Origin of the sequence: Synechococcus sp. R55.3, assembly GCF_047461975.1 — a bacterium.
Lineage (GTDB): Bacteria > Cyanobacteriota > Cyanobacteriia > Thermostichales > Thermostichaceae > Thermostichus.
Map to the genome: position 1 here is coordinate 75,350 of NZ_JANSIG010000001.1, position 12,260 is coordinate 87,609.

Sequence of the window (12,260 nt, forward strand, 5' to 3'; positions counted from 1 at the left end):
AAAAATTGTTTCTGTCGGGATCCAAATCCTGTCTTGGCCTTCGATTCGGGGTGGAGGGGATGAGACACTAGATGGTCGGAGAATGTTAGCAACCTATACAGATGAGCCTTTTGGATTCTGCTTGGAGAAGTGATGCTATGCGCTGGCTGCTGTCCATCTTGGTTCGTGTGGTGTTAGTGCTCTGTCTGTGCTTCGCTCCTTTGGGGATCCCTGTTGTGGCCAGAGCCGCAGAGCTTCCCGCGGTGAAGCACTTGGACACTCCGATTGACGTGAACAACACCATCTTGCGCAACTACCGCCAACTGCCCGGCTTCTATCCCACCCTGGCTCGCATCCTGGTGAAAAATGCCCCCTACAAGAGCCTGGAAGATATGTTGCAGATCTCCGGTTTGACGGAGCAGCAAAAGGCCTTGATCAAAGCCAACGCCGAGAACTTCGTGTTTGGCGAGTATCAGGAAGGGGCTAACCAACTGGAAAACCGCATCAACCAAGGGTACTACGGCTGATCTCGGCAGAGGGGCCATCGGGAGAATCGGCTTTTGTAGGAAAGGGATCCTGTGGCCTACGATAACGTCTGCAAGTACTTGGTGGAATGGTTCCCCGAGTCCTTTGCCCGGTGGCTGCTGGGATCCCCTGTTTCCTTGGCTCAGCTACAGCCGACGGAGCTGTCCACCGAGCCCATCCGAGCGGACTCTCTTATCCTGCTGCGGGCCCAAAACTTAATTTTGCATCTGGAGTTTCAAACCGACCCGGATCCCGATATCCCCTTCCGCATGGCCGACTATTGCCTGCGCCTCTACCGCCGCTATCCTGCCCAGGAGGTGCGGCAGATTGTCATCTACCTAAGAAAAACCCAGTCAGAACGGGTGTACCAGACTTCTTTTCAACGGGGATCCCTGTCCCATCGCTTTGAGGTCTTGCGCCTGTGGGAACAAGATCCGGAGGTGCTGTCTCAATATCCAGGACTCCTGCCTTTAGCCGTGTTGGCAGATCCGGAAAACCCGGAGCCGCGACTCCGTCAAGTGGTCAGAGCAATAGCAGAGATAGAGGATCCAAAGCTACGGCAAGAGGTGAAAGCGGCCACTGCTGTTTTGGCAGGATTAACATGGACGCCAGAGGAAATTAGCAGGGTACTGGGAGGTCTGGCTGTGCGGGAATCGACCATCTATCAGATGTGGCGAGCAGAAGCCCTCAAAGAAGGGCGAGAGGAGGGCCTGAAACAAGGTCTAGAGCAAGGTCTGCAACAGGGTCTGCAGCAAGGTCTGCAGCAAGGTCTGCAGCAAGAAGCAGCTCGACTGACTCTGAGTCAACTGCGGCGCAAGCTGGGATCTTTGCCGGAAGACCTGTCTGAAACCATCCGCCTCTTACCTACCGAGCAACTGGAGGCTTTGGCGGAAGCGCTGTTGGACTTCCAAACCCTGGCCGATTTGATCCAATGGCTCAGGGAGTCATCATCCAACTAGGGTTTGCCGTCGCGGCCTTTTCCAACCTCACAGGACTCTGTGGGTGAGTTAGGATCCCTGTTACTCAGATGGACTCGATGAAACGGCCACAGGTTTTGATCTGTGGCTACTACGGCTACGGCAATGCCGGCGATGAGGCGTTGTTGCTGGCTCTCTTACGAGAGCTAGAGCAGTTGCCCAGCCCCGTACAGCCGGTGGTGCTCTCCCGTCGCCCTGCCGAGACAGCTGCAACCTATGGGGTGCTGGCCTATCCGCGCTTCAACAGTTTGGCTTTACGGCGCTGTCTCCAGGAGGCCCAGGCTTTCATCTGGGGTGGGGGCGGTCTGTTGCAGGATCGCACCAGTTGGCGCAGCCCTCTCTACTACCTGGGGGTGATGGGCCTAGCCCAGCGCTGGGGACTGAAGACCCTTGCCTGGGCCCAGGGGATCGGGCCGCTGCAGCGGGGGTGGATTCGTGCACTGGCCCGCCGGTCTCTGGCAGGTTGCACGGCCATTAGTGTGCGGGATGGGGTTGCCTCCCAATGGCTGCAAGAGTGGGGGATCCCTCACCAGGTGGCTCCGGATCCCGTCTGGAGTTTGCCGTCCAAAACCTTGCCGGAATGGGAAACGTGGCCTCAGCCCCGCATTGCTGTGGTCTTGCGTCCGCATCCGCAACTGACTGGAGCCTGTCTAGAAGCTTTGAGCCAGGGTTTACAGCGTCTCCAGGCTTCCACGGGGGCATACCTTCTCTTCGTGCCCTTTCAGCTGGCTCCTCCCGGATCCCCTGACCTTGGGCCAGACTACCACTTGGCTCAGCAGCTTCAGCAGCGCCTACCCCACCACAGCCAAGTGCTGGAAATTCGGGATCCCTGTTTGTTGAAAGGAGTCTTTCGGGGCGTCAGGCTGGCGATCACCATGCGCTACCACGGTTTGGTGATGGCGGCGGCAGAGGGCTGCGCCTGTTTTGGTCTCAGCTACGATCCCAAAGTGAAAACACTGCTTCGGGAATTGGGCATGCCCGGCTGGGATGTGCAGGAGATACCCACCGATCCTGAAGCCCTGCACCGAGCCTGGTTGGCTTGCTACTCAGAGGGTTCGGCTCTCAGTCCTGATCAAGTTGCGGTTTGGGTGGAGCAATCGACTCAGCACGGCCAGTTGCTAAAACAGCACCTGAGGTGGGATTGATGAGGTTCCGTGAAGATCGCAGCAGAAGCTGCTGCCCCTGTAGCTCTGTTTCCGAATGCCAGTGCGGATTTCGGTAGCCGTTGTTTTCGAGATCCGCTCTACCCTAAAAAATAGGGTTAAAGTACAGGGATCCCCCTCCATGACTTCCCAGACCCAGCCCTGCACGCGCGAACAGATCTTAAACGGGATGGGCATCACCACCCTGTTCTCGGCTCTCGTTGTGGGTCTCTGGATCGGGCTGGGATCCTCCTTTCCCGTGCCGTTTCGCTGGGATCCCCTAGCCTTGGCGTGGGGGGCAGGGCTGGGACTGGGGGTGGCTCTGCTCAGCGGCGGGGTTTACCGGCTCTGGCCAGCCTATCGTCGGGCAGCCACTGCCTACTTACACTGGGTGGCGGATCCCTTGCAGTGGGGAGATATCCTTTGGGTGGGCCTGCTGCCGGGCTGGAGCGAGGAATGGCTGTTTCGCGGCGTGTTGATGTCCCTGCTGGTGGCCAGCCCCTTAGGGTGGACAGGCGGGATCCTGCTGAGCGGCCTCTTGTTTGGCGCCTTGCATTGGCTGGGATGGCAGGGCTGGCCCTATGCCGTCTGGGCCAGCGGGGTTGGTATCCTCATGGGGATTGGCTTGTGGCTGTCGGGAAACCTGTTGGTCACCATTGTCGCCCACACCCTTGTCAACTGGATTGGGGTTTGTGCCTGGAAATGCTTTTTCTCTCAAGCGGAGCCCTGAAGGATGCAGTTTTCCTGCTCCCCTCTTCCCTTATGGGAAAGGGGTTGCCTGTAAGCAGCGCAGAACCTTGGGCAAGTGCCGCAAATTGAGCTTAACTTACTTGTCGATGCCTTCCTGTCAATGCCCCACCGAGATCTCCTACAACTAGTTTGGGGATCCTTCCCATGGCTGCGCGTGGGGCGATCCTTGCTGCTGGTCGGGCTGGTGGTGTACGGCTACCTGCTCTGGCTGGGCTGGTTTCAATCGGAGCGAATGATCTTTTTGCCTCGTCCCGCCAGCTATCGAGATGGGGACGCCATTCTCAAGCTCACGACCTCTGATGGGCTGCAGATTTCAGCGGTATATCTGCCCAATCCGGCTGCTGCTTATACCCTCCTCTATAGCCATGGCAACGCTGAAGACTTGGGGGATATCCTGCCCCGCTTGGTGCACCTGCAGCAGGCTGGGTTTGCCGTCTTGGCCTACGACTACCGCGGTTACGGCACCAGCGAAGGGATCCCTTCCGAGGCCGGCGCTTACAAAGATATCGAGGCCGCTTACACTTACCTAGTTGCCCAAGGGATCCCGCCGGAGCGGATCTTGGTCTATGGAAGATCAGTAGGGGGCGGGCCCTCGGTTTACCTGGCAGCGCAAAAACCAGTGGGCGGCCTGATCCTGGAATCTACTTTCGTGACTGCCTTCCGCGTCTTGACGCGCATCCCGCTGCTACCTTTCGATCGCTTCGACAACCTCAGCCGCATGGCCAAGATCAATTGCCCGCTGCTAATTTTGCACGGTACCCAGGATCGTCTAATCCCCTTCTGGCATGCTGAAGCCCTTTACCAAGCAGCACGGGATCCCAAACGCTTGGTGCCTATCGAGGGAGCCGATCACAACAACTTGCTGCAGGTGGCCGGAGAGCGCTATGTCCCCATCCTGCACCAATTCGTGGCCGAGCTGGTGGATCCCAAGCTGCAGGCAGGCTGAGCAGCAACTGCCAATGTTCCCTTCCTTGCGTAACTGGGAGGTCGCGAGCGGGAATAGGAATGGTGGCGTTAACTGGCCTTTAAGCTTTTTGAGCCAGCAATTCTTGCAACAGATTCTGCGCCGTCTCCATAAAGCGCATCACATCGGGATGATGGCTCCAGATGGGGTCATTTTCAGGAAAAACCTCCAGCGAGAACATACCCTGCACTGTCTGGAGGTAGGGCAGCAGGACGGCATAGCTGGCCTGGCTGAGACCAGACCTCAGAACCTTATCCAAGAGCTTGAGCATCTGCCGTACCAGCTCCCAGCTCACTTTCAAAGGGGGGTAGAGCATCACACAGAGGGGAAACAGCTCCTGCTGGATAGCCGCCATGCTGCCTTCTAGGGCACAGAGGCCCAAGTACACCTGAAACATCTCCACATCGCGGATGCTGGAAATCCGCACGTTCAGATCTGTCAAGGGACCGCTTTCGCAGTGATAGTCCGGAAAACGTTGGGCTACCTCGGCACAAATGGACTCTGCCACGCTGGTAACCAGGGGCAAGAGCTCTTGAATAGCAGCCAAAGGCGCAGAAAAGTGATCGCCTGCCTGGGCGGCAGCGGCCTCGTACATCCTCTGCAAAGGCATGTACAGGTGGTCATCCATGACCTTCAAGTAGGGGTGGAAGAGACCCCGCTCCTGGGGCAGCAGAGCCTGCAGGACCATTTGCCCCGTGTAGTGAAATTGCATGCTTAAAAAGCCAAGTACCCGCGGATCCGGCTTGCTGTAGCGAGCCCGCAGCTGGCCACAAGATGGCGCGATCTTTACCGAAAAGCGGGCTGGTGAGAGGCCCTCCCCACAACTTGCTGCTGCCTTTTCAAATAACTCCTGGGAATCCTCGGCAATTTGCCAGGGATCAATCAAGTCCGGATCCAGCCGCTGCCTCGGTATTTCAGCAGCCAAGAGCCGCTCCGTCTTCGCCCAGGCCTGGGAGCTGGCAAAGCGCAAAGATCCCTTCACCTTGTCAGCTAGAGGGGCGCCTGGCAGCTCGCCCAAGGCAGCCTGTGCCCGTAGCTTGTCTACATATTTTTGCGCCCACAGGGTGGCCAAGCTGCAAGGTGTAACGGTTTCTGCGTCTTGCCTCAATTCTTCCATGGCCTACCTTACGTCAGAGGATCTAGTGCTACCTAGCATACTTCTAGGGGGCTACCGCTGCAGCAAAGAACTTAAGGAACGTTAAGATCCGCGCAGCAATTGTTTACGTTCTGCCTGGGCGCAAGGCGTCAGGGAAGAGGAGGAGCACTCCCTCCCGCCAGCAAGAATCTTAAAATCACCTGCAATCCGCTCGGAAAAGTGGAGTTATGTGGCAAGATCGGGAGGGATCGGATCGAAGGATTCGGATCCCTGTCTCACCGGATTGAACCCTTTTACGGAGGATCAAGAGCGTATGTCTCTCCGACTTGGCGATACTGCTCCCAATTTCACGCAAAAGTCCACCCACGGCGAAATTGACTTCTACTCTTGGGCTGGAGATAGCTGGGTGGTGCTGTTCTCTCACCCCGCCGATTACACGCCGGTCTGCACCACGGAGCTAGGCACTGTTGCCAAGCTGATGCCCGAATTTGAAAAGCGGGGTGTGAAGGTGATCGCCCTCAGTGTGGACGATGTGGAGTCCCACGTGGGCTGGGTGAAAGACATCGAGGAAACCCAGAACACCACCCTGAACTATCCCATCTTGGCGGATGCAGACCGCAAGGTTTCTCAGCTCTACGACATGTTGGATCAAACCAACATCAACCAAGAAGGGCTGCCCCTGACGGTGCGCTCGGTGTTCATCATCGATCCCAACAAGAAGATACGCCTCATTCTTACCTACCCGGCCAGCACAGGCCGCAACTTCGACGAGCTCCTGCGGGTGATCGATGCCCTGCAGTTGACGGATAAGTATAACGTTGTCACTCCTGCCGACTGGAAAGACGGTGACGATGTCATCATTCCGCCTTCGCTGAAAGATCCGGAAGTGCTGAAAGAGAAGTTCCCAAAAGGCTACAAGGAAATTAAGCCCTATTTGCGGGTCACCCCTCAGCCTAATAAGTAGTAAAAGCCCGAACACCAACTTTGACGGGCGCTTGAGAAGGGATCCCTTCGTCGGGTAAAGCTGGGATCCTTTTGGTCTGGATCCCCTTATCGGGGATCCTTTTTACTGTTCGGGGAAGGAGGCTGCCTCTGCTGCTTTTTTGGCCAGCTCATCTACCGTGAAGTAGCGATGAAACTTATCGGTCACCCGCAACCAGGGGGAACGGCTGCCTTCTTTGCGATAGCGGGTAACGAAGCCTTTTTCTACCAGCTCTGCCACGTGCTGATAAGCACCTTGACCGCGCAACTCCACCAAATCGGCTTGCGAGAGCGGGCCACGCAGAATGATGGTGGCCAGGGTACGGGTGGCACCCACCCCAATCTCAGGGGGCAAGAGCCGGTTGGCCAGCTCCAAAAACGGCTCCCGCAACTGCAGGGCAAACCCCTCCTCCACCTGTAAGACCTCCAAGGCAGAATCGCGATGGGCATAGTCTTCCATTAATTCCAGCAGCGCATCGTAGGCTTCGTCGCGACTGCAATGGGCCAACTGGGCCAGGGCCGATAGCTCCAGAGGCTGCCCCTTCAAATAGAGGATTGCTTCGATCCGATTTTTCAGGGCCAAGACACGCTCCCTCTGACCTTGCCTTTCCGCCAACAAGGGATGCGAAATCGACTTAAGAGAACGCGGGGCCATTGCAACAAGGGATCCGCTCAACTTGCTCCGTAGCATAGCAGCAGTTCTAGGCTGAGGGATCCCTTGGCCAAGCGGGCCGGATCCATCCTCGCCTTCGAGCTAGAACCCTACCTCTGATGCCACCACCATCACCACCACCGCCGCAAAGATAATCAAAGCGTAAAACTGGGCCTTGCCGCTCTCCAGGTATTTCATCGCCTCGCCGCTCACCATGGTCACCAAGCCCGTCAGGTTGACCACACCATCCACAATGCGGCTGTCCACCTCCAGCGCCTCCCGTGCCACGAAGCGGGTGCCCTGCACAAAGACTCGCTCATAGAGGTCGTCAATGTACCACTTGTTGAGGGAGAAGTAGTAGAGCGGCTGCAGGCTTTGGGGGAAGGTGCCCGGGTCGATGCGCTTTTGCCAGTAGATCAAGCTGGCCAAAGTGATGCCGATCAGCCCCATGCCCACGGAACTACCCGCCATGATTAGAAACTCTGCCCAATCGAAATGGCCCGCCAGCACCTCCTGCCACTCTGCTGCCACCAGCGGTAAAATCGAGCCTGCCTCTGCCACAGACTCAGTCGGTGGGTGGATGAAAGCTTCAAAGAAGTTGGCAAAAGGGGTACCCACCAGGCCAATCAGCACAGAAGGGACGGCCAGAGCCAACAGCGGGAAGGTCATCGACCAAGGGGACTCATGGGGCTCTGAGGCATGGGCATCTCCGTCGTGCAGGTTTTCGTGGGCTTCAGGATGGCTGCTGGGCTGGGGTTTTTCTTGAATGTTCATGGCTCCAGGGCCAAAGGCCGGTTGTTTCCCCGCAAAAACGTAGGCAAAAGCTGGCACAGGACGGCCCTGGCTGATGGCCACCTCCTGCCGCAGTCTCAGGTTGGTGCCGCGAAACTCCCCTTCGAAGGTGAGGAAGTAGATGCGGAACATGTAGAAGGCGGTGATCCCGGCGGTGAGGAAGCCCACCCCCCACAGAGCTGGGTTCCGTTCGAAAACAGCGCCCAAGATCTCGTCTTTAGACCAAAAGCCGGCGAAGGGCGGGATCCCACAAATGGCCAACGTGCCGATCAAAAACGTGATGGCCGTAACCGGCATGTATTTGCGCAACCCCCCCATCAGGCGCATGTCTTGGGCCAAAACCGGGTCATGGCCGACCACCGCTTCCATGCCGTGGATAACTGAGCCAGAGCACAAAAAGAGCATCGCCTTAAAGTAGGCGTGGGTCATCAGGTGAAACAGGCCCGCCCCATAGGCGCCGCACCCCATGGCCATGACCATGTAGCCCAGCTGGGAAATGGTGGAGTAGGCCAAGCCTTTTTTGATGTCGTTTTGGGTGATGGCAATGGTGGCCCCCAAGAAGGCTGTGCCCGCCCCCGTCCAGGCGATGATGTCCATGGCCACCGGGATCCCTTCCAGCACCGGGAACATGCGGGCCAAGAGGAATACCCCAGCCGCCACCATCGTCGCCGCGTGGATGAGAGCGGAAATGGGCGTGGGGCCCTCCATGGCATCCGGCAACCACACATGCAGCGGGAACTGGGCCGACTTGGCCACCGGCCCCAAGAACACCAACGCCGCAAACAGGGCAATCAAGCTGCTGCTCACTGCCCCGCTAGCCAGCATCTCCTGCAGATTGCGCCCGATCTCGTCAAACGCGAAGGTGCCGGAAATCCAGTAAAAGCCCAAAATGCCCAACAGCAGGCCGAAATCTCCCACCCGGTTGACCACAAACGCCTTTTGCGCTGCTTCTGCCGCTGCCTGCCGGTCGTGCCAAAAGCCGATGAGCAGGTAGGAGCACATCCCCACCAGCTCCCAGAAGATATAGATCTGCACCAGGTTGGGGCTGACCACCAAGCCCAGCATCGAGGAGCTAAATAAGCTCAGGTAGGCGTAGAAACGCACATAGCCGGGATCGTGGGCCATGTAGCCATCGGAGTAGATCTGCACCAGAAAGGCCACCGTGGTCACCACCACCAGCATCATGGCGCTCAGGTGATCCACGACAAAGCCCATATCCACCGAGAAGGATCCCGCCTGGGCCCAGGTGAGGGTTCTGAGGACGGCTTCGTGCCCCTGCACCTGGCTGACCAAAAGGGCAAAGGCATGAACCATCGCCGTCCCAGTCGAGAACACGCTCAAAAAGGCAGCCAGAGAGCGGTTGGCCCTTGTCCAGGCGTTGAACATCAGGATGCCTAAGCCGAGGAGAAAGGCCGCCACCAAAGGATAGACGGGGATCAACCAGGCGTATGTGTAGATGAATTCCATGGGAAATGCTTCCGAATGCGTCCTCTCACAGCAACGAACCTGCTCTGCTAGCCCTGCAATTGGCCGGTGGGAGTGTCTGGTGGGCTGGCATTTGCTCAACTGCTTCTGCCATTGTAAACTTTTGCGACAGAGTGCGGATCCGGATCCCGAGCATCAAGTCCATCACAGCAGAGGCTTTTCCCGCAGATCAACCGGGATCCCCGCAGTTGAATCTGTAGATATCCTAAAGAATCGGCTCTGAGCCCAAGCTGACGGTCGCAGGCCAAAAGATGACAGGGATCCCTTGCGAGCGCTACAACGAAGGCTAGATCTACTGGCGGTCTGGAGAAACTACCCATGAGCTTGAACCTGGTGACCCTGGTGGGGCGAGCCGGCATGGATCCGGAGGTGCGCTACTTTGAGTCGGGCAGGGTGGTGTGTACCTTCAGCCTGGCGGTGAACCGATTCCGCAAAGGGGAAGACAAGCCTGATTGGTTTAACCTGGAGCTGTGGGGCCGCACTGCCGAGGTGGCCGGAGAGTATGTGCGCAAAGGCAGCCTCATCGGGGTAACAGGCAGCCTCAAGTTCGATCGCTGGAAAGACAAATCCACCGGAGAAGAGCGCCAGAGGCCCATCATCGCTGTAGATCGCCTAGAACTGCTGGGATCCCGTCAAGACCGCGACTCCAACCTGCCCCCCGAAGAGCCGTTTTGACCCGTTGGACTGGAGCTGGGCAACCTCAAGGTCCCGCTCCTTCCAAGCATCGCCTACAGGCCTGCACCACTGCTGTCAAATCCTGGCTGCACCAGGGATAGTCCAACGGGGGTCGCCGGATCACCCACAGAGGGATCCCCAGGGTTTTGGCCACCGCCTGCTTGATCCCCAGCCCACCTGCTTCCCCAGAAGCTTTGCTGATCACCACCTGAGGGCTGAACCGCTGCCAAAGCTGCAGTTCTTGCTCCAAGCTGAGGGGCAAGCGCATCCCGATCACCCGCTCGGCAGGGATCCCGGCTTGCACCGCTTGGGGAACCGATTCCGGCAGCACCCGCGCCCACAGTTGGCAGCGGTCTTGCCAAGGCACAAACAGGGGCAGGGCCTTCACTCCCACCGTCAACAGCACCCGCCGCCCTGCCAGCACCGCATCTGTGAGCACCCCCTGCCAATCCGGCACCACCTGGACCCAGGGATCCAGCTCCAGAGGAGGGCGTTCGTAGCGCAGGTAGGGGATCCTCAGTTGAGCCGTCACCTGGATGGCCAGTTGCGAGATTTGCTGGGCAAAAGGATGAGAGGCATCCACCACTACGCGGATCCGGCACTCTTGCAGGAATTGTTCCAGAGATGACGGCGAAAATCGGGTGACCACCACCTGACCAGGCAAATCCTGATACAGTCTTCTGGCCCCTTCGGTGGTGACGGTTGCCACCCAAGGGATCCCTTGGCGGCTGAGGGCGTCGGCCAAGCTGCGGCTCTCGCTAGTGCCCCCGATCAAAGCCACTTCAACTGGACTACCAACTGAGCTCATGGTGTGTTGCCAAACTTTGACGCCCGTAGATACGATCAAGATCACCGGCTGGAGGCAATTGCTCATGATCGAGATGCATGTGGCTGGGATTGCGGTCGATGCCGTCAACCAAAACCCCATTGTCATCCTGCGCGATGGCAGTGAGCGTCGTGCCCTGCCCATTTGGGTGGGAAAAGCAGAGGCCAACGCCATTTTGCAGGCCCTGGACGACCAAAAGCCACTGCGCCCCATGACCCATGATCTCATCCTCAACTCCTGGAAGACGTGGGGGATCAAGCTGGAGCGAGTCATCATTCACGCGTTGCTGGATAACACCTTCTACGCGGTGCTCGTCACCGTGAATGGTGACAAAAAACAAGAGATCGACTGCCGCCCCAGCGACGCCATTGCCCTCGCTCTGCGGGCCCATGTTCCCATCTGGACGGTGGAAGAGGTCATTGCGGAAGCCTCGATCCCCATGAACCAAGATGCCGACGAAGCAGAGCGGGAGGCCTTTCGCAAGTTTGTAGAGAATGTAACCCCCAGAGACTTTATCCGCAGCTATCCCATGACCGACCATCCCACCGAAGCCGACAGTTAAGCAATTCAGACGGAGCCCGGCAAACAGGCCATGCCCCAGGTTGCCAGGTTAACGGTCTATCCCATCAAGTCCCTGGATGGGATCCCTCTGTCTGAGGTGAGGCTGACGGCAGGGGGGACTTTGGAGGGGGATCGGCGCTACGCCCTGGTGGATGCGGAGGGGAAGCGGGTGAACGGCAAACGCCATGCTGCAGTCCACCGCCTGCGGGCCCGGTTTGATCCCCGGTTGGGCCGGGTGCAGTTGTGGGGGGAGGGCAAGACGGCCCAGTTTGACCTGCAGCAGCAGCGGGATGCTTTACAAACTTGGCTCAGCCACTGGTTGGGCTTTCCGGTGCAACTGCTGGAGGATCCTGTCAGGGGATTTCCAGACGATCCCTATGCCGACGGCCCCACCCTGATCAGCACAGCCACTCTGGAGACGGTGGCTGGTTGGTTCCCCAACTTGACCCTGGAAGCGGTTCGGCAGCGCTTTCGCATGAATATCGAGCTGTCGGATTGCTCTGCCTTTTGGGAGGATCGTCTCTTTGCCCGCGCAGATCAAGGGGTGCGCTTTCGCATCGGGGAAGTGGAGCTGCTGGGCCTTAACCCCTGCACCCGCTGTGTGGTGCCCACCCGGGATCCCCTGAGCGGAGATGCCTATCCCGGTTTTCAAAAGCACTTCGTGGCGCAACGGCAGAAAACCTTGCCACCCTGGGCCGAAGCCAGCCGCTTTGACCATTTCTATCGCCTTGGGATCAATACGTGGATCCCGAGAACGGAGACGGGCAAGCACCTGAGGGTTGGGGATCCCGTCGAAATCCTCGGGGTTGAACCCCTCAGCCTCTACCCTGAGCTGAATCGAACCCCAGGTTAGTT

Annotated in this window: 13 protein-coding genes; 9 read left to right on the forward strand and 4 right to left on the reverse strand. The window is 58.2% G+C overall.

Annotation, left to right across the window (positions count from 1 at the left end; translation table 11 throughout):
- Window positions 1-137 precede the first annotated feature (137 nt).
- The 5 genes from psbU (at window position 138) to NW849_RS00335 (ending at window position 4,319) form a co-directional block, all read left to right on the forward strand.
- Window positions 138-506 carry a photosystem II complex extrinsic protein PsbU gene (psbU, locus tag NW849_RS00315; RefSeq protein WP_414332351.1) on the forward strand — a complete coding sequence of 123 codons (369 nt, stop codon included), beginning with the start codon at window positions 138-140 and terminating at the stop codon, window positions 504-506.
- A 51-nt stretch (window positions 507-557) separates the two neighbouring features.
- The gene (locus NW849_RS00320) at window positions 558-1,463 is read left to right on the forward strand and encodes an Rpn family recombination-promoting nuclease/putative transposase (protein ID WP_414355401.1); all 906 of its coding nucleotides are present in this window, start codon (window positions 558-560) and stop codon (window positions 1,461-1,463) included.
- Window positions 1,464-1,540: 77 nt separating this feature from the next.
- The gene (gene csaB / locus NW849_RS00325) at window positions 1,541-2,626 is read left to right on the forward strand and encodes a polysaccharide pyruvyl transferase CsaB (RefSeq protein WP_414355403.1); all 1,086 of its coding nucleotides are present in this window, start codon (window positions 1,541-1,543) and stop codon (window positions 2,624-2,626) included.
- Between the two features lie 139 nt (window positions 2,627-2,765).
- Window positions 2,766-3,353: a lysostaphin resistance A-like protein gene (locus NW849_RS00330; RefSeq protein WP_414355405.1), complete on the forward strand. Its 588-nt coding sequence runs from the start codon at window positions 2,766-2,768 to the stop codon at window positions 3,351-3,353.
- Window positions 3,354-3,527: 174 nt separating this feature from the next.
- Complete coding sequence (locus NW849_RS00335) at window positions 3,528-4,319, forward strand: alpha/beta hydrolase (protein ID WP_414355407.1); 792 nt, start codon at window positions 3,528-3,530, stop codon at window positions 4,317-4,319.
- 79 nt (window positions 4,320-4,398) lie between these two features.
- On the opposite strand, the gene NW849_RS00340 is transcribed toward NW849_RS00335, so the two are convergent.
- Complete coding sequence (locus NW849_RS00340) at window positions 4,399-5,454, reverse strand: hypothetical protein (RefSeq protein ID WP_414355409.1); 1,056 nt, start codon at window positions 5,452-5,454, stop codon at window positions 4,399-4,401.
- 292 nt (window positions 5,455-5,746) lie between these two features.
- Here NW849_RS00340 and NW849_RS00345 point away from each other — a divergent pair, with 292 nt between their 5' ends.
- Window positions 5,747-6,397, forward strand: coding sequence for a peroxiredoxin (locus NW849_RS00345; protein WP_414355410.1), 651 nt, complete (start codon window positions 5,747-5,749; stop codon window positions 6,395-6,397).
- Window positions 6,398-6,499: 102 nt separating this feature from the next.
- Here NW849_RS00345 and scpB read toward each other — a convergent pair whose 3' ends face one another.
- Window positions 6,500-6,997, reverse strand: a complete 498-nt coding sequence (scpB, locus tag NW849_RS00350; protein WP_414355412.1) for an SMC-Scp complex subunit ScpB — start codon at window positions 6,995-6,997, stop codon at window positions 6,500-6,502.
- 171 nt (window positions 6,998-7,168) lie between these two features.
- Window positions 7,169-9,325: an NAD(P)H-quinone oxidoreductase subunit 5 gene (locus NW849_RS00355; RefSeq protein WP_414355414.1), complete on the reverse strand. Its 2,157-nt coding sequence runs from the start codon at window positions 9,323-9,325 to the stop codon at window positions 7,169-7,171.
- A 336-nt stretch (window positions 9,326-9,661) separates the two neighbouring features.
- On the opposite strand from NW849_RS00355, the gene NW849_RS00360 reads away from it, so the two are divergent.
- Window positions 9,662-10,018, forward strand: a complete 357-nt coding sequence (locus NW849_RS00360; protein WP_414355416.1) for a single-stranded DNA-binding protein — start codon at window positions 9,662-9,664, stop codon at window positions 10,016-10,018.
- A 25-nt stretch (window positions 10,019-10,043) separates the two neighbouring features.
- On the opposite strand, the gene NW849_RS00365 is transcribed toward NW849_RS00360, so the two are convergent.
- Window positions 10,044-10,892 carry a cobalt-precorrin-6A reductase gene (locus tag NW849_RS00365; protein WP_414355418.1) on the reverse strand — a complete coding sequence of 283 codons (849 nt, stop codon included), beginning with the start codon at window positions 10,890-10,892 and terminating at the stop codon, window positions 10,044-10,046.
- Here NW849_RS00365 and NW849_RS00370 point away from each other — a divergent pair.
- Entirely contained in the window at window positions 10,891-11,406 is a 516-nt protein-coding gene (locus NW849_RS00370) for a bifunctional nuclease family protein (RefSeq protein WP_011431791.1), read from the forward strand. The two genes, NW849_RS00365 and NW849_RS00370, sit on opposite strands and share 2 nt — an antisense overlap.
- A 30-nt stretch (window positions 11,407-11,436) precedes the next feature.
- Window positions 11,437-12,258 (forward strand): MOSC domain-containing protein, encoded by an 822-nt coding sequence (locus NW849_RS00375; RefSeq protein ID WP_414355420.1) that lies wholly within the window; start codon window positions 11,437-11,439, stop codon window positions 12,256-12,258.
- The last annotated feature ends 2 nt before the right edge of the window (window positions 12,259-12,260 follow it).